Annotated in this window: 20 protein-coding genes and 1 tRNA gene; 12 read left to right on the top strand and 9 right to left on the bottom strand. The window is 34.8% G+C overall.

Features of this window, described 5'->3' with window-relative positions:
* Positions 1–49: 49 nt before the first annotated feature.
* A complete protein-coding gene (locus tag MKL38_RS01905; RefSeq protein WP_005041209.1) occupies positions 50–901 on the bottom strand; it encodes a LysR family transcriptional regulator in 852 nt (283 codons plus the stop codon).
* Between the two features lie 94 nt (positions 902–995).
* Here MKL38_RS01905 and MKL38_RS01900 point away from each other — a divergent pair, with 94 nt between their 5' ends.
* From MKL38_RS01900 to MKL38_RS01890, 3 genes are all read left to right on the top strand, one after another.
* The gene (locus tag MKL38_RS01900; RefSeq protein ID WP_270902335.1) at positions 996–1,925 is read left to right on the top strand and encodes a DMT family transporter; all 930 of its coding nucleotides are present in this window, start codon (positions 996–998) and stop codon (positions 1,923–1,925) included.
* 254 nt (positions 1,926–2,179) lie between these two features.
* Positions 2,180–2,644, top strand: a complete 465-nt coding sequence (locus MKL38_RS01895) for a hypothetical protein (protein ID WP_270902334.1) — start codon at positions 2,180–2,182, stop codon at positions 2,642–2,644.
* Positions 2,645–2,889: 245 nt separating this feature from the next.
* Positions 2,890–4,305: a purine-cytosine permease family protein gene (locus tag MKL38_RS01890; protein WP_270902333.1), complete on the top strand. Its 1,416-nt coding sequence runs from the start codon at positions 2,890–2,892 to the stop codon at positions 4,303–4,305.
* 58 nt (positions 4,306–4,363) lie between these two features.
* On the opposite strand, the gene MKL38_RS01885 is transcribed toward MKL38_RS01890, so the two are convergent.
* A complete protein-coding gene (locus tag MKL38_RS01885; RefSeq protein ID WP_270902332.1) occupies positions 4,364–4,801 on the bottom strand; it encodes a PACE efflux transporter in 438 nt (145 codons plus the stop codon).
* Positions 4,802–4,890: 89 nt separating this feature from the next.
* On the opposite strand from MKL38_RS01885, the gene MKL38_RS01880 reads away from it, so the two are divergent.
* The 4 genes from MKL38_RS01880 (at position 4,891) to MKL38_RS01865 (ending at position 9,571) form a co-directional block, all read left to right on the top strand.
* Positions 4,891–5,775, top strand: a complete 885-nt coding sequence (locus MKL38_RS01880) for a LysR family transcriptional regulator (RefSeq protein ID WP_270902331.1) — start codon at positions 4,891–4,893, stop codon at positions 5,773–5,775.
* A 1,275-nt stretch (positions 5,776–7,050) separates the two neighbouring features.
* Positions 7,051–7,127 (top strand) — tRNA-Ile (locus MKL38_RS01875).
* 901 nt (positions 7,128–8,028) lie between these two features.
* Entirely contained in the window at positions 8,029–8,436 is a 408-nt protein-coding gene (locus MKL38_RS01870; RefSeq protein WP_227558920.1) for a hypothetical protein, read from the top strand.
* Between the two features lie 418 nt (positions 8,437–8,854).
* The gene (locus MKL38_RS01865) at positions 8,855–9,571 is read left to right on the top strand and encodes a LuxR family transcriptional regulator (protein WP_151745163.1); all 717 of its coding nucleotides are present in this window, start codon (positions 8,855–8,857) and stop codon (positions 9,569–9,571) included.
* A 324-nt stretch (positions 9,572–9,895) separates the two neighbouring features.
* Here MKL38_RS01865 and MKL38_RS01860 read toward each other — a convergent pair whose 3' ends face one another.
* Positions 9,896–10,759, bottom strand: a complete 864-nt coding sequence (locus MKL38_RS01860) for a hypothetical protein (protein WP_270902330.1) — start codon at positions 10,757–10,759, stop codon at positions 9,896–9,898.
* 279 nt (positions 10,760–11,038) lie between these two features.
* Here MKL38_RS01860 and MKL38_RS01855 point away from each other — a divergent pair, with 279 nt between their 5' ends.
* The 3 genes from MKL38_RS01855 (at position 11,039) to MKL38_RS01845 (ending at position 13,242) form a co-directional block, all read left to right on the top strand.
* Complete coding sequence (locus tag MKL38_RS01855; protein WP_198078661.1) at positions 11,039–11,611, top strand: TetR/AcrR family transcriptional regulator; 573 nt, start codon at positions 11,039–11,041, stop codon at positions 11,609–11,611.
* Between the two features lie 175 nt (positions 11,612–11,786).
* The gene (locus MKL38_RS01850) at positions 11,787–12,332 is read left to right on the top strand and encodes a 1-acyl-sn-glycerol-3-phosphate acyltransferase (protein WP_005047522.1); all 546 of its coding nucleotides are present in this window, start codon (positions 11,787–11,789) and stop codon (positions 12,330–12,332) included.
* A gap of 160 nt (positions 12,333–12,492) precedes the next feature.
* Positions 12,493–13,242 (top strand): YebC/PmpR family DNA-binding transcriptional regulator, encoded by a 750-nt coding sequence (locus MKL38_RS01845; RefSeq protein ID WP_045432830.1) that lies wholly within the window; start codon positions 12,493–12,495, stop codon positions 13,240–13,242.
* Between the two features lie 44 nt (positions 13,243–13,286).
* On the opposite strand, the gene MKL38_RS01840 is transcribed toward MKL38_RS01845, so the two are convergent.
* Positions 13,287–13,757 (bottom strand): Lrp/AsnC family transcriptional regulator, encoded by a 471-nt coding sequence (locus MKL38_RS01840; RefSeq protein ID WP_004642558.1) that lies wholly within the window; start codon positions 13,755–13,757, stop codon positions 13,287–13,289.
* Positions 13,758–14,101: 344 nt separating this feature from the next.
* On the opposite strand from MKL38_RS01840, the gene MKL38_RS01835 reads away from it, so the two are divergent.
* Entirely contained in the window at positions 14,102–15,415 is a 1,314-nt protein-coding gene (locus MKL38_RS01835) for a DcaP family trimeric outer membrane transporter (RefSeq protein ID WP_270902329.1), read from the top strand.
* 53 nt (positions 15,416–15,468) lie between these two features.
* On the opposite strand, the gene MKL38_RS01830 is transcribed toward MKL38_RS01835, so the two are convergent.
* From MKL38_RS01830 to MKL38_RS01810, 5 genes are all read right to left on the bottom strand, one after another.
* Positions 15,469–16,212 (bottom strand): amino acid ABC transporter ATP-binding protein, encoded by a 744-nt coding sequence (locus MKL38_RS01830; RefSeq protein ID WP_042896581.1) that lies wholly within the window; start codon positions 16,210–16,212, stop codon positions 15,469–15,471.
* Between the two features lie 13 nt (positions 16,213–16,225).
* A complete protein-coding gene (locus MKL38_RS01825; protein ID WP_151745161.1) occupies positions 16,226–16,903 on the bottom strand; it encodes an amino acid ABC transporter permease in 678 nt (225 codons plus the stop codon).
* A 2-nt stretch (positions 16,904–16,905) separates the two neighbouring features.
* Positions 16,906–17,748, bottom strand: coding sequence for an amino acid ABC transporter permease (locus MKL38_RS01820; protein ID WP_151745160.1), 843 nt, complete (start codon positions 17,746–17,748; stop codon positions 16,906–16,908).
* Positions 17,749–17,840: 92 nt separating this feature from the next.
* Positions 17,841–18,734, bottom strand: coding sequence for an amino acid ABC transporter substrate-binding protein (locus MKL38_RS01815; RefSeq protein ID WP_270902328.1), 894 nt, complete (start codon positions 18,732–18,734; stop codon positions 17,841–17,843).
* A 543-nt stretch (positions 18,735–19,277) separates the two neighbouring features.
* Positions 19,278–20,042, bottom strand: coding sequence for a glutathione S-transferase family protein (locus tag MKL38_RS01810; RefSeq protein ID WP_270902327.1), 765 nt, complete (start codon positions 20,040–20,042; stop codon positions 19,278–19,280).
* Positions 20,043–20,386: 344 nt separating this feature from the next.
* Here MKL38_RS01810 and MKL38_RS01805 point away from each other — a divergent pair, with 344 nt between their 5' ends.
* A complete protein-coding gene (locus MKL38_RS01805; protein WP_270902326.1) occupies positions 20,387–21,622 on the top strand; it encodes an SfnB family sulfur acquisition oxidoreductase in 1,236 nt (411 codons plus the stop codon).
* Position 21,623: the final 1 nt, after the last annotated feature.

Below are 21,623 nucleotides of genomic sequence, written 5' to 3'. Positions count from 1 at the left end.
GCAGCTTCTTTAAACAGACGTCTAAAAGTTAGTATTTAACTAACTAAGTTTAAGTTCTAAAAGACTCGAAACAACTCACCAGAAAATCCATTACTACACGTATTGCAGGACTATGTCGTAGATCTTCATGGGTTACCAACCAGATTTCAGCACTCATAGGATGATCATCTTGCAATCTTACCAAATTACTCAATGTGCCTAAAAAATCAGGTAACACAGCTAACCCAGCTTCTCCACATGCGGCTCTCCACTGAAGCTCAGGATGATTTGTAACCATTATAGGTTCTTTATTCCCTAATCTTTCTTTTAACTTCTGCTGTTTTTGACCATGTACACCTCCGACTTCTACGCTGATCCATTCATAACTTTCAGAATCAGTTGAAGCTAAATAATTTGGAGCAGCGTATATCCCAAAAGGAATTTCGCCGACTTTACGAGCAACTAAGTTTTCATCTTTAGGACGTCCAAATCGTACAGCAATATCAGCCTCACTATGCTGTAAAGAAACATAATGAACATCACCGAGTACACGTAATTTTAATTGGGGATAATGTCGATAAAATCTCCCCAGATGAGGCATGATGAGATGCGCAGCCGTTAAAGGAGGCATACTAATAGAAACACTACCCATCACTTCTTGCTGACCAGCTTGAGTTAAACGTTCAATAGAAAACGTTTCTTCCATCATACGAGCAACTACTTGTGCAAGACGTTCCCCATCTGGGGTAAGTATGTATGTGCGTGGTCTACGATCAACTAATTTGAGTTTTAAATTTTGTTCTAGTTGAGCAATTCTTCTGGATACAGTTGCATGGTCTACCCCCAACTTTCTTGCGGCAGCTGACAGTGACTTCTCTTCGGTAAAAACTGAAAAGTAATGTAAATTTTCCCAATCAATCATTGTGCAAATTTTCACATTAGAAGTGTATTAATACGGAATTGTACACCTTTATATAATTGCCCAGAATAAAACCTTTCTTAGTGGGAGCCTGTCGATGAACAGAACGGTGGCTTATGCCTATGCTGGTGTTGTATTAACGATGTTTTTTTGGGGATCAGCATTTAATGCAATGTCTTATATTATTCAACATATGCCTCCGCTATCTGCCGCATCTGAACGGTTTTCAATTGCAAGCCTAGGCTTACTTCTGATCTTTTCAATAACAGGCAAGCTAAGATGGGCAGCCTTAAGTCAAAATTTATTTATCTATCTTATTATTGGGGTTGTCGGCATTACAGGATTCAACATAGGTTGTTTTTATGGCTTACAGACTACATCTGCCGTGAATGGTGCTTTAATTATGGCAACCACACCGTTGATGACCTTATTAATGACAATTATTTTGGACGGTGAAAAACTTACCCCTAGTAAATTTTTAGGTGTTTTATTCGGCTTAAGTGGTGTGTTACTCGTCATTAGTCAGGGGCATATAACAACTTTACTTCACCTGAAAATAGACATTGGAGATCTATTTATATTATTAGGGGCTTTTGGATTTTGCTTAGCAAACGTTCTATCTCGCCGCTATGTAAAAAATGCCACGCCTTTAGAAACAACGACTTTTTCTATGATGTTCGGGGCAATAACACTTGGCGTGTTAAGTATGATATTTGAAGATCCTCTTACAGCCATCACTTCTGCGCCTGTGAATGCACATCTGGCCATGGGTTATGTCATTATCTGCTCTACAATGATTGCTTATTTATTCTGGTTTAATGGAATACAAAAGTTAGGAGCCGGGCGTGCTTCCGTCTTTTTTAACTTTGTACCAGTATTTAGTATGCTCATCGCCCTACTTACAGGGCAGTCTCTCAATATCTGGCAATTGATAGGAACAGCTTTAGTGATGTTTGGTGTAATGAGTAGCGGAGGTTTTTTTAAAATTAAAGGCACGCCACTTATAGTAAAACATTGTACAAAATAGGAAATATGCTGCTACATTAAAAATCATATGTTTATCATGTAGCAGCATTTTCAAATAAAAAATAGAAAAAATATTTACTTAATAAACTCTTTAATTTTATAAGTTTTATTTTTAAAAATATATTTTTACATTTTCAATTATTTATCACAAAAGCTCATCTTAATTATTGCGTTGTAACAAATAATATATGTTTCTTTAAAACTTAATAAAAGATTGCCATATATAGTTTTAAAACAACCTAAGGAGATATTAAAATGAAGCTGGATTTCACCACCATTGAAAAGCAAGCCCAATTGCTGCAAGAAGAGCAAGAAAAAATTGGACAACAAGATCATGATTTTCAGATTGCTTTAGATAAGCATAGAGAATCTTTAAAGAATTTATTTAAAGAGCTTTTTCATGATCAAGAAATTAAAACAGAAAATGGAGGCCACTGTTGTGTAACATTCAGAAATTTTAAAATTTCTTTATTAATTGAAACTGCTAAATTTGAGAATGGTGTACCGGTAAAATTAAATTCAGTAAATCCTATTATTGTGAAATTTAAAAAAGATAAACCAGTTGCAAAAGCACAATTTACCGATGCAACTCAATATCTAGATAATCATTCAGAAGCTCCAAACTATCAGTATTATTATAAACAAGAAGATAAAACTCAACTCGTCCAATTTTCTGAACTTCCAACTTTTTTTCAAGCTATCTTAGACACTAATGTATAAAGTCAGGCCCTCAATAGAGGGCTTTTTTATATATTATTTTTCTATCATTTAAATTTATTAAAAATAATATCAGTCTAATTATTTTTCTATTTATCTATGAAATATTTAAGCCACTTTTAGGTTCTACACCCTTAAAAAGTATTTGATTCTTTTTAAAATTGCTTGTATATACATGTTTGTATTTGTTTGTACAAATGCAGACTTAATAAAAATAGAGTGGACTCTTAAAGGACAAGGAGAGTGTAATGGACTCATCGGCTGAGACACCAAATAACAGTTTTATTGAAAACCGAAGCATTGATTTTATTCCAGAGAATGAAAGACATGGCGGAGTATTTGCTCAATTCACCCTCTGGTTTGGTGCCAATTTACAAATCACGGCCATTGTGACAGGTGCTCTAGCAGTTGTATTAGGTGGTGATGTTTTTTGGTCTATTATTGGTTTATTCGTGGGACAATGTTTTGGTGCTGCCGTTATGGCACTACATGCTGCCCAAGGTCCAAAACTTGGGCTTCCCCAAATGATTTCAAGTCGTGTCCAATTTGGGGTATATGGTGCATGTATTCCAATCATACTCGTTTGTCTGATGTATCTGGGGTTTACTGCAACTGGTGAGGTACTCGCAGGTAAAGCAATTGCACATCTAGCACATGTCAGCAATACAACTGGCATCTTAATTTATGCTTGCTTTATTATCTTATTTGCAACAATTGGATATCGCTTAATTCATGTGGTAGGCAAAGTAGCCAGTATTATTGGCTTGATTGCTTTTGTTATTATTCTGACTCAAATTTTAGCTCTTTCTGATTTTTCTGAACTCTTAGCAGTGCGTCATTTTAGTTGGTCTTCATTTTTGTTAGCAGTTTCACTTTCTGCTTCTTGGCAAATCTCTTTTGGACCTTATGTTGCAGACTACTCTCGTTATCTTCCAACTAAAACGTCTTCATCTCGCGTTTTCTGGGCCGTTGGCTTAGGTTCTTTAGTGGGTTCACAAATTTCCATGAGCTTAGGTGTTTTGATTGCTCAGGTTGCAAACGGGAATTTTGTTGGAAATGAGGTTCAATATGTAGTTGGAATGAACCCCATCGCCTTAGTTGTTACCTTCTTATATTTTAGTATTGCTTTTGGCAAAGTTACTCTGACGACCTTAAATGCTTACGGTAGTTTTATGTGTGTTGCTACGGTTTGGAACAGTTTCAAATCGACAAATCAAATCTCAAAAATAACAAGATTGCTCATTGTCCTTGCTATGGTCGTGATCTCGACCTTTATAGCAATTATTGGCGAGCACACTTTCTTAAGTGCTTTTAAAGCATTTATTTTGTTTTTACTTACTTTTTTTATTCCATGGAGCGCAATTAATCTGGTTGATTACTACTTTATCTCTAAAGAAGAATGTGATGTAGATGCACTCTATGATCCAAATGGCAAGTATGGTCGCTGGAATCGAATTGGTATTACTTGCTACTTTTTAGGTATTTTAATTCAACTACCATTTATTGATAGCAAATTCTATACAGGTCAAATCGCGGCAATGTTGGGAGGCATAGATCTATCATGGCTAGTGGGACTTATCTCTACAGCTTTGATCTACTATTTTTTTGCTAAAAGAGCTCAACTAAAGTTTGTAAAACAGTTACCTATCGAACAAGTTAAGTAAAGCCCAAACATAAGATATCAAAGTATGACTTTGATATCTTACTGAAATTGATAAAAAGCTATTCTTGTAATGCTTTAACCTGTGCTGAAGCAGGAAGCCCAAACAACTTATCAAAACTCCAATTAAATATAAAAGTGTAGATGGGAATAATGATAATAAAAGCTACATCTAGCCAAAAAGCTGCAATCAGAGAAATATCCATCCACCATGCAATAAGAGGAATCAAAAATAAAACTAAGGTAAGCTGAAAACCAATTGCATGCCCAATCCTACGTTTGACTGTACGGATATTACTAATTTGCCTAGCTTCCCACTTCTCATATAAAACATTGTAAATAAAATTCCAAGTTACAGCGATGGTCGTAATCATGACAGATAATGGCCCAGTATGTTCCACACTATCACCTGCAAAAATAGCTAACCCTACTGATGAAATAATCATTCCAATCACTTCATAAGAAGAAACATATACGATTCGACGCTTTACACCTTGCATAATCAATAAACTCTGCTTAATTCTTTATATTTTAATTTCAGTTAAAATCATATATAAAGTTAATAGCTTTCAGTTTGACTGATATCAAAATGAATTTTAACAGTGAAAATATTGAACTCTTTATCACCGTACTAGATACGGGATCTTTCTCTGCGGCCGCTCGTAAACTAAATCGGGTGCCCTCAGCAGTCAGCATGGCCATTGCTAATTTGGAAGCAGAATTGGGTTATATCTTATTTGAACGAACCCATCGAAAGGTCATTCCAACCTCTACAGCATTGGCCTTAGAACCACAGGCTCGCATTATTTCTGAACAGCTTAGGCTATTTAGTACTCATGCCCATGAACTTTCTTTAGGCCTTGAAAGTAAATTACGTATTGGTGTTGTCTCTGATGTAAATACCAAATTATTATTCTATTCAATAAAAAAATTAGCCGATAAATTCCCATTACTTAATATAGAAGTTATTACTGCCCCTCAAGATGACATCGTCAATTTACTTTATAAGGAAGAAATTAGTCTTTGCTTAGCAGGTTCAGACCTAAATATAAAAATGCGTGAAAATCTGCAATTGGTCATGACTGAAACAGTAGTTGCCACGATTTCGTCTACTCATAGTCTTCTACTAGAAAAAACAAAGCAGTTTTCTATTGAAGAGTTAATCAATATTAGGCAAATTGTAGTAGCGAGTAGTGACCATGAAATGACAGATTCTCGTTCAATTATTGGTGCAATGTACTGGAAAACGAATAGTCTACAAACAGCAATTAATATGGTTGAAGCAGGACTCGGCTGGGGAAATTTCCCTTTATCATTAGTACAAGAAAAAATCGATCAAGGTCATTTAGTTCTTTTAGATTTTAAAAATACCAAAAATCATTTACCTCTATCCATTTATTTAATTTGGCTTCAAGACCGCCCATTATCTAAAGCGGCTCGAGAACTCATCCAAATTATTCAAGAAAATTTATAATTTCTTATACTTTAGTTCTGAGTACATCTGATTTCTTTTTATAGTTTTACTTCAAATTAAATATGCTTGCTTTAAAGATTTACCTTATTGTTCAGGCCCTGTTTCCGTCAATGTTATACAAAGCAAGAAGCCTACTTAAAAAGCAGGCTTCTTACTGTATTTCAGGACTAAGCAATAGTTTTTTATTTTGGAAAAATACATTTTTACTTTATTAAAACCTAGCATTTTAGTCAAGAATAAAATTAATAAAATACAATCATTTGTATTCCATGTGAAAGCAATCACACTTTAAGTTTTATATAGAAAACACATTAGAAAAAGAAAGAAATTTCAATGATAAAAATTTCCAACTTTTACACTTAAAAGTTCTATTTTTTTTAATAAAATGAGATAAATTGCTTAATTTTAAAAATAAGCTCGAATTTATTCATCTCTTTTCTCTTTTCGCTTTTTATCTTTAAAGCTATATCCATCTTATATTAGCTTATTTATTTTGAAATACTTTGACTCTCAATATTTTATAAGTAATGTTTCGATTATATCCAGACTTACAAAAATCAAAGGACAAGTCCTTTACAAGTTCTAAAAAATTAATCCTATAACTATTATCATTTTTTATTCTTAACTTTTTGAATATTAATTATGTATCCTGACTTAGATTACTTAGAAGAAAATTTACTCATCATCAATATATTTATGACAGTTTTTCATCAAATTCCAAAGAATAAATCCTATTAGGGAGATATAGACTTGACTTTGATAAGAAGTAATTGACTCTATAAATATAATTTTATGAATTAGTTTTATTCAAAACACTCTCATAGCTATTATTAAAATAATTTTCGATCGAAAATTTATAAATTGCACGCGATACATATATGCACAAATCAGCTTATGCTCTACTATTTTTCGGTAAACTTATCTAACTTATTCTTGTCAGTATTATTCAAATAACCTCCCACAACTTGGTTGAATTTTAAACAATATATATTTTGAAAGAATTAATAATTCGAATCGAAAAGACAATTAAGCCTCTACCACTATAAGTTGCTGGCTGGAATAAGTTCTAATTGATCGATAAATAACTTAGTTCGCTTTACTCGCGAAGTACTCATACGCTAGAATCACTATCGCTTGTAATATTTAACCAAAACAACACAATATTTTTTGGGCTACTATACGCCAACTTTAGAAAATGACTTGTGTTTAATTAAAAAATTGATTAGTATTGCACGCACTGAAAAGCCTTGAGATTAAAAGCTTTTCTTGCTTATAGGGCCTATAGCTCAGTTGGTTAGAGCAGCGGACTCATAATCCGTTGGTCCACAGTTCAAGTCTGTGTGGGCCCACCAAATACCAAACCTCATAAACTAAAAAGTTTATGAGGTTTTTTAATGCATTCTCTTTTCAGACCATTGGATATTCCCATCTATTTTATGGTTCATCCGTTCAATAATTCGTTGCTCTTTCCTTCATTTAATCTTTTTGAGCACTTTGTCTTTCTTCTCTGTATAAGATAAATCTTCTGTCATCCAAACTATTAAGACTTAAAATGATTTGATCAAATCTATTTCGATTTTATTTGCACACTTCCCAAGTAATTCCAATCGGACCTACTTAGATTCGATATATCTAATCTAATATTCGTGAACGGAGTCTATAAATCTGAACTTTATTAAGATTATCTGGAACTGTGGGCACATGATAGGTAATAAGAGTATCTATAATAATCTCACTATAAACTCTCTAAACTTACTAACGTATCCTCTGAATGTAGTTCAAAAAATTATCACTTAAAATAACCACTGATGATGAGCATGCTAGTTTATTTCATTATCTAGCAAGGCCGTGTCTTATAACTTAAAACTAAAATTTGATTATTTTTAAAACAAGTTTTCTTAGTGACTAGTATGAATTATCGAAAAAAATAAGAGTGCTAAGTGCATCACAGCACTAAAAGATATACCTACTATTAAAGCCTTCGACAAGTTTTAGTTATTCAACCCTTTAAAGCTAAAAACATCATTCTTCCTTAAAACTGTAAAAACTTACAGTTTTTTCCTTTAAAAAAAACCAATACATTTTGATTAAATAATAGGCAGATGTATTGATGTGCAACACCGTAGAAATGCATCCACCTCCAAGAAATCATCCCATATTGGGGTGGCTGTGGATTCCAGAAACCACGAAAAATAAATGGGGCGAATTTCGGAAAAGCCAGATGAGTACGAACATTTAAAAGGAAGTATTAAAATGAGCAAATGTCAATGTGAAAAAGACGTGATTCCTGACTACACAAAAGTCGGTTTTGAAAATCAACCTACAAACGCTAATTTAGCAAGTGAAAATACCAATTTAACAACTGAAAATAATATAACTGTAGAAGGTCTAAAAAGCCAACTAGATTCAGCTGGAGTTCAAGCACTAAACCTTCAGGCTTGTGTTTCAGCTTCTTACGATCCGACAACAAACAAAATATGTTTCAGCTTCCCAATCATTGGGCAAATTTGCTTCCCATCTCCTATCAGTATTCCAATTGGTGCAACACTAAAAGTCTGCGGTGATCTTTGCACATCATGGGGTATCCCTACAGGTTTAAAAATCACTCTCTATCTTAATAACAACCCTGTTTGGTCTGGTGTTGTTTGGGGTTCTTGTTAAATTTAACCATCACATCAATCTGTTGCACTATAAATTCGTAGTGCAACAGATTTATAGTTTTTGTCATCCATACTAAGTTTCATATTTTAAGGAGATCAAAATAAACGCATTATTTATAATTAAAAGACAGGAGCTTTTAACTTTTTATTCATGGTTAGCTTTTGTTCGTAGGTGAAAACTTACATTTAGTTAAAGATTAAATATAATGTATAATTAATAAACAGTTTATGATTTATTATATTATTAATAATAAAATGATGAGATCTAAGTCACAGCAGTAACGACCACTCATACACTTTATCTATTAATCAATTAGTTTCAATAATTTGCAGTTATAAAAACCCTATCAAGGGAATACTTGACCATAAAAATCAAATACTTTTAATAAAATTTTATGCATTAAGGACAAGGGGAAAACATGGAAAATTGGCAAGAAGATCTGCTTTCTGCATCTTTAAATGCAAAAGATACGGATCAGCTATTTGATATCGCTAAATCCATTAGCGCACAACTTGGATATGGCTATTGTGCTTATGGCATGCATATCCCCCTCTCTATTGCTCAACCCAAAACAATCTTGCTGAATAACTATCCTGAAGAATGGCAGCAACGTTATGCTGAGCGTCACTATATTGCCATCGACCCAACAGTACGACATTGCCTAAACTCATTGAAACCACTGATTTGGACAAGCCAAACAGCAAATAAACAATTACCAAGAGATTTTTGGGATGAAGCACAATCATACGGTCTAAATGTTGGCTGGTCACAATCATGTCGAGATTTAATTGGTACACAAGGCATGCTCACACTTGCTAGATCAGCCGATCCAATTTCTGAACAGGAACAAAAATCACAATCCACAAAAATATTTTGGCTTGCTCAAATGCTGCATAATAGTATTGCCAAAATTGTGAATGACAGAGAGTGCGCTGTTTTAAATCTTAAGTTATCCACCAGAGAAAAAGAGGTATTGCGTTGGAGTGCTGAAGGAAAAACTTCTTCAGAAATTGCGCTAATTCTATCTATTAGTGAGAGAACCGTGACTTTCCATGTGGTGAATGCAATGCAAAAACTCAATGTAAATAATAAAATTTCAGCAGTCATTCGCGCAGTAATGCTAGGATTATTATAAATCTGCATCGAAACCACTTTAGACATCAGTAACCTAATATAAAAACAGCATTTTAAAAATAAGTTGTATAGACCCACACCCACCTGTGATTTCTTACAACTAACAAAGGTAGATATTACATCTTCAATTATTAGTGATATAAGACATAGGCACTAATTATATTGAACAATAATTTCATACAAATGTAATCTTATTACAAGGGTGTGCTAATTTTGTATTGTTCGCTTAAACTTTAAAAGATCTTTTCATATTTCCATATTTTTGAGCATTCTTTTCAGTATTTATGATTGTTATAGATTATTGAGTTAATCATTTATTAAGTTCTTAAGCCAAATGCTGTTTAAGAACTGATTTTGAGTTTTCCATTTGAACATCCCAGAACTTTTCCCATAAATCACAATACTCTAAGCATATCTTTTCAATATAGTTATAATCTTCTTCTGTACAAGCTTGCATCAAGACATACCATAAATCTTCTTCATGGTCATCATCCGCAGCTTCGGCACTCTCATCCTCAGAAATACCATGTACATGATAATAACCACCACCCTCCACCTCCAAACCTACGGCTTTAGTTGCTTTACGTAAAGGTGGACTGTAAAGGATAACCTCTTCTTCAGCGACTGCTAATAAAGCTGAAACAGCTTTATAGTCATGATAAGCATTTTCTAAAAATACTCTAACTTGATCTGCAATGTCACTTGGTTGATAAGTCAGACGATCTTCTCCCGTAATACCAAAATCATTTAATACATCTTCAAATAAAGGATAGTGAGCATATTCTGGGTTTCCCTGATAATAACCATCTTTGTCTAAACCGGGTCGAAATCCAAACTCATCAAAAATATTTAGGCTTAAAAGAAAACGTGGAAACATTTTTGCGCCAGCATGCAATCTTGGCTCTAATTGTTTAGTTTGAAATTGGGCCATAAGCAGTGCATCAGTAAAAGTTTGCACAATTGCATGACGATATTCTAAGTGAATTTTTTTTAAATTTTCTTTATTAATTTTTCCGTTATTTAAAATATCAATTGCTGGATGATTTGACACGGCATGGTTAGCGATTTTTGCTCTTAAACGGGACAAAAAGTCTGAATTTTTTTCCCATAGTTCAGCTGAAATGCTTTGCTTCATCCCTGCGAGTGCTTTCTTTCTAGGATTATTAAAATTCTCAAATTTCTTAGGCATATCCACTCTCATTAAACTTATTGAAGCCTGATCGATTTTTACATATTTTATTATAAAAACAATGACTTAAATTAATATTTAAATATGTTCCTTTATCAATCAATATTAGAATTAAAATCGTACGAAATCAAATATAAATTTTCAAAAAAAACCAAGATAATGATAATCATTATCACAATATAAACTTGTATCCAATCCCTTTTTTTATTATGATAATTCATATTAAAATTTAAATTTTTTAGATTAAGTTATAATTAGTTCTAACTATATGGAATAGTAATGTCAAAAAAAGAAGATATTATAAATACTGCTTTAAATTTATTTAATCAGATTGGATACAATGCTACTGGTGTTGACCGTATTATTGCTGAATCTAATGTTGCAAAGATGACATTTTATAAATATTTTCCTTCGAAAGAAAATTTAATTATGGAATGCTTGCAACATCGAAATTTAAATATTCAAAATTCAATTAATGAACAATTAAGTTTACGTCAAGATGCTAACCCGCTTGAGAAAATTCATATTATTTTTAATTGGTATATTGATTGGATCAATAGTGAAACATTTAATGGATGTTTATTTAAAAAAGCATTTATTGAAGTATCTAAACAATATACTTCAATTCGTGAACCATTTTACGAATATACGAAGTGGTTGACTCATTTATTACAAGAACAGCTCACTCAATTAGGGATAGAAAACCCTACTCCACTTACTCACATCATTATTTCTATTATTGATGGGATGATTATTGATGGAACAACAGATAAAGCACTTATTAACTCTGAAAAAATTTGGCAATATATTGAATATTTAATTAATGAAGAGATACCTCAGCAGGTCTCTTAATTTTAAAATTATCTAAGTTTATTATGTTTAAAAGAAAAATAAAAAGAACTTTTTAAATCTTCTACAGCTTAGATAATCTTCATTTTTGATGCTCCACTTTAGCTTTCATAATTTTTCTAGGCTTTTTTACAAACTCATATTAGAATCCTGAAAATTTATCACCTTGCACTGATCTATGAAAAAATTTCTAGGTAACTCTATCTTTAAAGCTGCTGGTTGGACCTATAATGTAGATCCAGAAATTCTTGAGAAAAAACAAGTTATTATTGGCTTTGAACATACATCAAATCTAGATGCAGTGCTATCTATTGCTCTCTTCCAAATTTTAGACATTAAGATTCATACTTTAATAAAGAAAGAACTTTTTAAGGGTCCTCTTAAGCCAATTCTAGAAAAACTTGGTGGCATTCCCGTTGACCGCAAAGCGAGTAAAGATATTGTTTCTCAAATGGTTGAACAATTTCAAAATCATGAAACTTTTAACTTGGTGATTGCTCCTGAAGCTACTCGTGCCAAAGATGGCTCTGAACGTAAACCTATCCGTACAGGTTTTTGGCATATTGCCAAAGCAGCTAATGTTCCCATTGTACTCATGTATGCTAACGCGCGAAGTAAACAAGGCGGAATTCTGGGAAAAATTTACCCAACAGACTTACAAAAAGATTTGGAAACAATTAAAGAGCTATATGCGAAATTTGACATAGACGTCAAAATTAACTAACTCAAATTGGACTTGATTCGGCCTAATCTTACTCATTAGGTCTTAAGTTTATTATTCTTATTCAATTGGCTAACAAAACGCAGGGCAACAGTTTTCAACAAAACCAAGCCTATGCTAATATTCCAGCACTTTTGCATTTTCTTTTTTGGAGTTCACGTCCATGGCGGGTCATTCTAAATGGGCCAATATTAAGCATCGTAAAGCGAAACAAGATGCAAGTCGCGGTAAAGTTTTTACTAAATATATTCGTGAAATTGTGACTGCTGCCAGACTTGGCGGTGGAGATGCTGCTAGCAACCCTCGTCTGCGTGCAGTAGTTGAAAAAGCTCTTTCAGTTAATATGACACGTGACACCATCAACCGTGCAATCCAACGTGGTGCCGGTGGTGAAGATAATGATGATTTAAAAGAAGTAACTTACGAAGGTTATGGCGTTGGCGGTGTTGCTGTTCTTGTTGAAACAATGACAGATAACTTAAACCGTACAGTACCAGATGTACGTCACTGTTTTAGTAAAACAAATGGTAACCTAGGAACTGCGGGTTCTGTCGCTTATCTATTTACAAAACGTGGTGAAATTACTTTTGAAGATGTTTCTTTAGAAGACAAAATCATGGAAGTTGCTTTAGAAGCTGGCGCTGAAGATATTGAAGTTTCAGAAGATGAAATTTTGGTAATCACGTCACCAGAAACTTTTGGTGAAGTTCAAGATGCTCTGACTGCTGCTGGTTTAAAATCTGACAATGCAGAAGTGGTTATGAGTCCATCAACCAAAGCTGAAATTACTGATGTCGACCAAGCAAAACAAATTCTTAAAATGATTGATATGTTTGAAGATCTCGATGATGTACAAAACGTTTATACCAACGTTGAGTTCACAGATGAGGTTTTGGCTCAACTTGATGCCTAAATCAAACATTTGAATTAAAAAAACGCACCTAATGGTGCGTTTTTTTATAGTTTATTTAATAGGTTATAGCAGTTAAAAACATTATATTTTTTAATAACAAAGCTGGAATGCAAAGCAACCACATTGTCAATTTTTCCAATACGTCTTAATAAAATTTCACTGTAGTCATCCATGTTGCGTGCTACAAGTTCCAAAATAAAATCGGCACTTTGCCCTGTCACTAGAAATGCATTGGTCACTTCTGGAATTGCTTCTATTTCGGAAAGAAACTTGTCAAATGTTTCAGTGTCATGCTTACTCAATGAAACTTGCAATAAGATATGTAAGGTAAAGCCGAGTTTACTAAAATTAATTTCCCTTTTGAGCTGCCCCATAACGTTGGCTTCAATCAGGTGTTTAATCCGGCGATGCACAGAACTGACTGACAGATTGATCCGTTCTGAAAGTTCATTCAAATTTAAGTCTTCATGAGACAAAATTTCTAGAATTTGTTTATCAAAACGATCTAACTCCATTCCTATCTCCAGCCAGAATTTACAATGAGGACAGTATACCCTATACAACTACGACGCATTGAAAAATACAAAGGTTTAAAAATAGCTAAAACATTTATTTCTTTTACATATTTTATTGCAGTTATGCATTTTAACCGTGCAAATAGTCGAGCATATGACTCATTTTAGAGAGTCAATTTCATGCTCTCATTTATTTTTTTCAATGAAAGGTCTTATTTACACTTCTATTTTGACATAAGCCAATGATAAAAATAGAAATTTTACTATTTTTCTAAATTGTTAAAGTTGGCATTATTATTGTTATGTATTTGCAGGAAAATTTTTATCCATGTCGGGGAATTCCTGTGAATAAGATCAAAACACTAGTGCTAGCAATGAGTTCTTTAGGTGTAATCAGCGTGACAATGCCTGTGCATGCAGCTACAGATGCTGAAGTTAATGCTTTACGTGATGAGGTAAAGGAATTAAAACAACTTGTTCAGAAACTATCTGATCAACAAAAAACAGCTTTATCAGTCAGTGCTCCACCAGCACCTCCCGCAACACCTGCGGCTTCTACCTCTCCTGTATCAAAACCAGGTTGGATGGCAATGGCAGATGGACAAACCCAAGTCAAGCTTTATGGTAGTGTCCGCGCAGATGCAACCTATGACTTTAAAGGTTCAAATGGTAGCATTTCAAATGGCGCTAACTACCCTTTAAATAAAGATGATCCAAGACAAGATTCTTTAAATGTATCTGCTGCAACCTCAAGAATTGGTCTAGACATTACTCGGCCTACCCAATACGGAGATTTAAACGGCAAAATTGAAGCCGATTTCATGGGTGGAAATGGCGATAATGGCAATGGGACCTTCCGTGTTCGTCATGCTTATATGTCTTTAGGTAAATGGTTAGCTGGTCAAACTACTTCACCTTTTGTAAACACCGATACATCGCCAGAAACAGTAGATTTTAATGGCGCTATTGGTACAGGTACTACACGTACAGTACAGGTTAGATACACTCAGCCAATTAATGCCCAACAAAAAATATTAGTTGCCTTAGAAGGCGGTGATGTTGAAAAAGCTGGTAATGCTGCCGGTGGGAGCCGTTTTCCTGCTTTAACAGCACGATATGATTTCAAAACTGCAGATAATAAAGGCCTATTACAGTTACATGGTCTTGCCCATGAAAACCGTGTAGCTCCAAAAGATAGCGCTTCTGAAGAAAAATTTGGTTGGGGTGTTGGGGTTGGTGGTAAATATGATTTAACTCCTCAAGATAGCTTGGTTGCTAATTACTATCACGTTAAAGGAGATGGCCGCTATTTACTTTATAGCAATTCTGCTTATGCATATGACACAACAACACAAGATATTAATTTAGGTGAATTCGATAGTGCCGTTATTGGCTATCAACGGAAATGGAGCCCTATCCTCCGCTCTACTTTCGCAATAGGCGGTATTCAATATAAAGATGATAACATTTACGCAAATAGCAATTTAACCAGTACCAGCTATAACAAAGAAATTTATAATGCCTTGGTCAATTTAATCTGGAATCCAGTTAAAAGTATTGATTTAGGTGCAGAATATACTTACGGCCAGCGAGAAACTTTCGCAGGAGATAAGGGTGATTACTCTCGTATTAATTTATTAGCAAAATATAGTTTCTAAAAAATTGGATGTAAAAAAGAGCCTTTCAAAAGGCTCTTTTTTTATTAGCGGTATTAATGCATGGCTTGAATTTTTTCTAAGAAAAGCTTCGCACGTTCGTGGCGAGCATCTAAATTATCAAAGAATTCATGCGTTGGGCAGTCTTCCAAAATCTTACCTTCATCCATAAAAATTAAACGGTTAGATACTCTTTTAGCAAAGCCCATTTCATGTGTAACACACATCATGGTCATGCCTTCATGTGCAAGTTGCACCATCACTTCAAGTACTTCCCCGACCATTTCAGGGTCAAGTGCAGAAGTTGGTTCATCAAACAACATACAGATTGGGTCCATGGACAAGCCACGCGCAATCGCTACACGCTGCTGCTGTCCACCAGACAATTGACCCGGAAACTTATCTTTATGAGCAAGTAAACCTACACGCTCTAAATATTTCAGCCCTTTTGCACGAGCATCAGCAACTGAACGCTTTAACACTTTGACTTGAGCAATTGTTAAATTTTCTAAAACAGTCATGTGTGGGAAAAGTTCAAAGTGCTGAAAGACCATTCCCACCCGTGAACGGAATTTAGCAAGATCCGTTTTTGGATCTTTCAGAGAAACGCCATCAACAATAATGTCGCCTTGTTGAAATGGTTCTAACGCATTTACTGTTTTAATGAGTGTTGATTTTCCTGAACCAGACGGCCCGCAAACAACAACGACATCACCTTTTTCAATACTCGTCGTGCAATCTGTTAAAACCTGAAAATCACCATACCATTTAGAGATATGTTGGATGTCTATCATTGGCATTTAAAATCTCCAATTAGCGAATGATGGCAATTTTTTGCTGTAAGCGTTTGACTAATTGCGACAGCACAAACGAACTACAGAAGTACACTACAGCGACGATTAAATAGAATGTTGCTTTCGTTTCAGGACCATAAGTATTAGCTAATGTATCTGCACGACCTAAAAAGTCTGGTGCACTAATCACATACACTAATGAGATATCCTGAAATAAAATAATTGTTTGAGTTAACAATACTGGGAGCATGTTACGAAAGGCTTGAGGTAAAACCACGTAGCGCATTGATTGACCATAGGTAAAACCTAGCGCGTAGCCTGCATGTACCTGACCTCTTGAAATAGACTGAATTCCGGAACGTACAATTTCCGAGAAAAATGCAGCCTCAAAAATAGCAAAAGTCACAACACTCGAAAACAACGGTCCCCAATATGTATCAGATTGAAACTCAAATATTTTTGGCAACAAAAAGTAGAAAATAAAGATCACCTGAATCAATGGAATACCACGAAACAGATCGACATAAAATTTTGCGAAATTACTTGCGATAGCATTGCTTGATAAACGCATCATTGCCAATGGGGTTCCGATCAGGATACCGCCCATCATCGCCAATACAGTCACGGTAAGGGTAAAAACGAAACCTTCTTTGAGTGCCGCGATCACGTCAGGATTGTGTAATAAAGAAAAATCCATAATTACTTCCCTCCCGAACCTAAGCCAGGTACAGCCATTCGTTTCTCAATCCATGCCATTACAAATTTAATGCTATAAGTAATGATCAAATAAACAGGTGTAGAGAGAATAAGAATAATGATGTCCTGAGAAGTTTCTTCCCGCATGGTTTTTGTATAAGCGAAGAAATTCAAAACACTTAGTGCATATAAAACAGCTGAGTTTTTGAAAACGTTCATTGCTTCAGAAGTAATCGTGGGCCACACAGTACGATATGCAACAGGTAAAATTACATAACGATAGCTTTGTGCAGTGGTAAAACCCATCGCCGAAGCAGCGAACTTTTGTCCGCGAGAAACAGTATTAATACCGGCACGTATGTGCTCAGATACACGTGCAGCTGTGTAGAGACCTAATGCAAAAACACCAATAACCGCAGGTTGCTGATTTAAAAGATTTTTCCACCATCCACCAGCAACAACATCCCCACTGCCTGCACTTATGCTATCCGGTAAAAATTCCGGAAAAACAAATGCCCAGAAGAATAGCTGCACAATAAGTGGAATATTACGGAAAATTTCAACGTAACAATTGCCAATAAATGCGAGAGGTTTGTTGGGTAATGTACGAATTACCCCTAGGAGAGAACCTAATAAAAATGCGATAAGAAAGGCTATAACAGCTGTCCAAACCATAGTAAAGACGCCTGAACCTAACATTTGTAACCATGTGGGCGCTTCAGCATGAGCATTGTAGCTTGAGCTACCAATTACTCTACAGACTGATTCTGCCCATGCGGCTTTATCGACACCATATTCATTAGACTCCGCACAGAATATAGTCCAGTTTAGCGAGCCGACTGACATGTTTGCCCCTTAAATGAATATCTTTAGGAAAATAGACCGCTTAAGCAAGTGAGTCTCACTTGCTTAAGTAAATTTAGGACAAAAAGATCTTGTTAGATCCCTGCATCTGTTGGGTGAGCTTTTAGTTTTTTATAAGATGAACTTTGTGGCATGTTCAAATTTGTATTTTTTGGTGGAATTGGCGATAAGAACCACTTCTTATATAAAGCGTCCATTTGACCAGTTTTCCATAGATTATTTACAGTACGGTCAGCAATCGCTTTAAATTTTGTATCACCTTTAGCAAGCATAATGCCATAAGGCTCTGATGAAAGTACCGGACCAACAATTGCGAAAGCTTTAGGTGTAGAAGACTTAGCAACTAAGCCAGCTAAAATATTATCATCCATGACAAATGCAGCAGCACGGCCTGATGCCATCATTGCAAAAGAGTCAGAGTGATCTTTACCATAGATGTTTTGGATAGTAAGCGCTTGGCCTTTTTCATTCATCTTGATGTATTTATCAGATGTTGTACCTTGAGTTGTTACAACAGCCTTGCCATTTAAATCTGCCAAACTCTTAATGCCAGAGTTCGCTTTAACTGCCATACGTACTTCAGTCGCATAGTAGTTTGTTGAGAAACCAACTTGCTCTTGGCGTTGCTTAGAGTTTGTGGTCGTACCACATTCCATATCGATATTGCCTGCTAAAAGTTCAGGAATACGAGTTGATGAAGTTACTGCCTTGTACTCAACTTTTAGCCCAGGCATTTTCAATTCTTTTTTAATGTCATTTGCAAACTGGTTACAGATATCGACTGCATAACCTACTGGTTTACCTGCAACAACATATGAAATTGGGTCAGAAGATTCTCGGTGGCCAATGACGATTTTTCCACTGCTTTTAATTTTAGCTAATGTATCTGCTGCCTGAATTTGAGAAGTAGCGCCAACCGTACAAAGCATAAATGTTGAAATAATGAGAGAGGTTGCAGAACGTTTCATAAGAACTCCTTGATGATCATTCTCTCTATTTATCTATAGAATCATTCATATAGAGAAATAGAGTGATTTATTATTAAATTGCAATTATCGCGCCAACTTTTCCAAGTAGGACACATCCATTTGCTTCACTTATTTTATTCAATCTGTTTTGCAGAATTAATACCTTTAAAACTGCTCACATGTTTCTACTTTAATCTATATTTTAATCTTCTGTCTATTATTAAGCTCACCTAATTACACTTAAATGTGGCAATTATTGATTACATTGTAAACACATGCACAATAAAGAGGCTTAACTTCTTCTAAAAACTGTTTTTAGAAAAATTATATTTTCTACAAAATTATAAAAATTAAACTTATTAGAGATTTAGCTAAACATTAAATTCACATTGTAAAAAGCAACTTAAGCATCAAAATAATATATACAAATGGTTTAATAAAAATCATTTAGAAAATTGATAGTAATATTTAGATAAATGAATGACCTTAGAAATATTACAAAAATGCCCTGAGAAAATCAGGGCATTTTATAAATTATAAAGTTTAAATTCCTCGCCAATCTACGCGCGCGTTTCTTTCGGTTTGATATATTCTTAAAACATATTGGCCTAGAGGCAAATCAAGTAAATATTTTTGATAGTTGCTCCATTCTGCAGAAACTTCTTCAGCCTCTTCACGCTCCCACGGCGTACCTTTTACCTCTAATAGTGGTGCAAGCATCGAACAGACAGAAATATCGGCAAGACTTAATCGGTCGCCCACCATATAGCGCGCTTGATTTTCTATTAGATACTGGTTTAGTTCATTTATGAGTTCGTCCATATGCTCTTTAGACTGGCTCACTAACTCCTCTTCAAGCTTATAGTTCTTCTTTACGAGTGTTTTGAGAAAAGGTTTTGATATTTTTTCAAACTGACGTAAATAACCTTGTTCACCCATCATAATTTCTAGAGCATGGTCCCCTTGGGCTAAATTATGTGCTAATGCCCAACGACGCACATGTACCCCAAGATCATCAGCCAAACTATCAATTTTCAGTGTTTGTTGCCTAAGTTGCTCGTCACGACGTAAAAGCACATGTTCTGGGTAGGTATCATCCAGATAAAGTGCAATTTTGGTTGATTCAGCAATCCATTGATGATCATCTTTCAAAATTGGCAGCAAATTTTGCCCTGTTTTGAGTTGTGCGAAAGCACGATGAAACCCTGGAATCAAGTTATGAGCCACATAATCAAGTTCTTTATGGTCTAACAACCAGCGAGCTTTTTCACAATAATGGGACAAAGGAAACTGATACAAAACCCGCATAAAATCTCCACGTTTATTTTTATTTGACTATTTGTACAAAAATGGTCGATGGTAAGTAGATACTTTAGAAGCTATTTTTAGTGAAAACAATGGATATTGTGCTCATTTTTGCTGACAGTTAAGTCTATTTTTTTTATATCTTTTTTTACCGTACTTATTGCTCTTTTTCATATTAAAACGAGTTTTGTTATTATTTTTTTGCATTAAAAATATAAATTGTTGATTAATATAAACTTTATATATCTTTATTTATCCTTTAAAAATCAAAAAAAATGCTTTGCACTTTATTTCATAAGCTGAGCATAAGTCCTCGTTTAGTGGAAAATTATTTCTTTTGTAAGGTAATGACAGCAATACAAGGTGTCATTATGTCTAATTCTCTATCTAAAACGACGGCATACGTCCAAGTCATTCAAAATGATCAACAAGCCATTAATGCCGCTTATCAAGTGGCAGATTATGCTTTAGAGGGTCGTAATACACGTGATCAACAACGCTTATTACCTCATGAGCAAATCGAAAGCTTTAGCCAAAAAGGCTTAGGCGGAATCCGAATTGCAAAAAAATATGGCGGAGCTTTTGTGTCCAATAAAACCTTGGCACAAGTTTTCCGTATTTTAAGTAAAGGCGATGCAAATGTTGGTCAGATTCCACAAAATCAGATTAGCCTTTTAAACCTGATCGAAATCTTGGGCACAGAACAACAAAAACAATTTATCTTTTCAGAAATACTAGCAGGAAAACGTCTTGCCAATGGTGGCCCAGAACGTAATACACATGACTCAAAAACACTAAAAACCACCCTCACCATTGAAAATGGCAAATATATATTAAACGGTGAAAAATTTTATTCGACTGGAACAAGTTTTGCTCACTGGCTTGCAATTAAGGCCGTTCATCCTGACGGCCATGTCGTTTTAGTGATTGTTAACCGAGATACTCAAGGCATTGAAGTCATTAATGACTGGAATGGCTTTGGTCAACGTACAACTGCGAGCGGTACAGTTAAATTAAATGATGTTGAAGTTAATCCTGAACTTATTTTTGATGAACGCTTATTAACACAAGTCCCAACTTATCGCGGTGCTTATTCGCAGTTATTACAAGTTGCAATTGATGTTGGAATTGCAGAAGCCGCTTTTGAAGATACCTTATCGACCATTCATAAAGCACGACCAATTATTGATGCAAATGTTGAAAAAGCCAGCTTTGAGCATTACACCCTGCAAGAGGTTGGTAAGTTAAATATTGTGCTCGATGCTGCAATTTTATTACTTGATGAAGCTGCTGAATATTTAGATGAACTAGACCAACTTGAAAATGTGACTGATGAACAAGTAGCGAAAGCTTCAATTTTAGTTGCTGAAGCGAAAGTCTATGCCAATGATGCCGCTCTACAAATCTCTGAAAAACTGTTGGAACTTGGCGGTAGCCGTTCAAGTTTAAGCCAGCACAATTTAGATCAACATTGGCGAAATGCCCGTGTACATACATTACACGACCCTGTTCGCTGGAAATTACATGCCATTGGCAATTATTACCTTAATGGTCATTTCCCTGCCCGCCATGCCTGGATTTAAG

Source organism: Acinetobacter sp. AOR14_HL (assembly GCF_027855175.1).
Classification (GTDB): domain Bacteria; phylum Pseudomonadota; class Gammaproteobacteria; order Pseudomonadales; family Moraxellaceae; genus Acinetobacter; species Acinetobacter calcoaceticus.
Note: the sequence above shows the minus strand (reverse complement) of the source record. Positions and strands in the feature narration are given on the sequence as shown.

What these genes read in the sequence shown, in the direction of transcription:
- MKL38_RS01840 (WP_004642558.1), bottom strand. Translation starts at nt 13,757, where the DNA reads ATGGAGTTAGATCGTTTTGATAAACAAATTCTAGAAATTTTGTCTCAT.
- MKL38_RS01810 (WP_270902327.1), bottom strand. Translation starts at nt 20,042, where the DNA reads ATGCGGGTTTTGTATCAGTTTCCTTTGTCCCATTATTGTGAAAAAGCT.
- MKL38_RS01900 (WP_270902335.1), top strand. Translation starts at nt 996, where the DNA reads ATGAACAGAACGGTGGCTTATGCCTATGCTGGTGTTGTATTAACGATG.
- MKL38_RS01815 (WP_270902328.1), bottom strand. Translation starts at nt 18,734, where the DNA reads ATGAAACGTTCTGCAACCTCTCTCATTATTTCAACATTTATGCTTTGT.
- MKL38_RS01855 (WP_198078661.1), top strand. Translation starts at nt 11,039, where the DNA reads ATGTCAAAAAAAGAAGATATTATAAATACTGCTTTAAATTTATTTAAT.
- MKL38_RS01845 (WP_045432830.1), top strand. Translation starts at nt 12,493, where the DNA reads ATGGCGGGTCATTCTAAATGGGCCAATATTAAGCATCGTAAAGCGAAA.
- MKL38_RS01850 (WP_005047522.1), top strand. Translation starts at nt 11,787, where the DNA reads ATGAAAAAATTTCTAGGTAACTCTATCTTTAAAGCTGCTGGTTGGACC.
- MKL38_RS01820 (WP_151745160.1), bottom strand. Translation starts at nt 17,748, where the DNA reads ATGTCAGTCGGCTCGCTAAACTGGACTATATTCTGTGCGGAGTCTAAT.
- MKL38_RS01825 (WP_151745161.1), bottom strand. Translation starts at nt 16,903, where the DNA reads ATGGATTTTTCTTTATTACACAATCCTGACGTGATCGCGGCACTCAAA.
- MKL38_RS01880 (WP_270902331.1), top strand. Translation starts at nt 4,891, where the DNA reads ATGAATTTTAACAGTGAAAATATTGAACTCTTTATCACCGTACTAGAT.
- MKL38_RS01830 (WP_042896581.1), bottom strand. Translation starts at nt 16,212, where the DNA reads ATGCCAATGATAGACATCCAACATATCTCTAAATGGTATGGTGATTTT.
- MKL38_RS01905 (WP_005041209.1), bottom strand. Translation starts at nt 901, where the DNA reads ATGATTGATTGGGAAAATTTACATTACTTTTCAGTTTTTACCGAAGAG.
- MKL38_RS01870 (WP_227558920.1), top strand. Translation starts at nt 8,029, where the DNA reads ATGAGCAAATGTCAATGTGAAAAAGACGTGATTCCTGACTACACAAAA.
- MKL38_RS01865 (WP_151745163.1), top strand. Translation starts at nt 8,855, where the DNA reads ATGGAAAATTGGCAAGAAGATCTGCTTTCTGCATCTTTAAATGCAAAA.
- MKL38_RS01860 (WP_270902330.1), bottom strand. Translation starts at nt 10,759, where the DNA reads ATGCCTAAGAAATTTGAGAATTTTAATAATCCTAGAAAGAAAGCACTC.
- MKL38_RS01895 (WP_270902334.1), top strand. Translation starts at nt 2,180, where the DNA reads ATGAAGCTGGATTTCACCACCATTGAAAAGCAAGCCCAATTGCTGCAA.
- MKL38_RS01890 (WP_270902333.1), top strand. Translation starts at nt 2,890, where the DNA reads ATGGACTCATCGGCTGAGACACCAAATAACAGTTTTATTGAAAACCGA.
- MKL38_RS01805 (WP_270902326.1), top strand. Translation starts at nt 20,387, where the DNA reads ATGACAGCAATACAAGGTGTCATTATGTCTAATTCTCTATCTAAAACG.
- MKL38_RS01885 (WP_270902332.1), bottom strand. Translation starts at nt 4,801, where the DNA reads ATGCAAGGTGTAAAGCGTCGAATCGTATATGTTTCTTCTTATGAAGTG.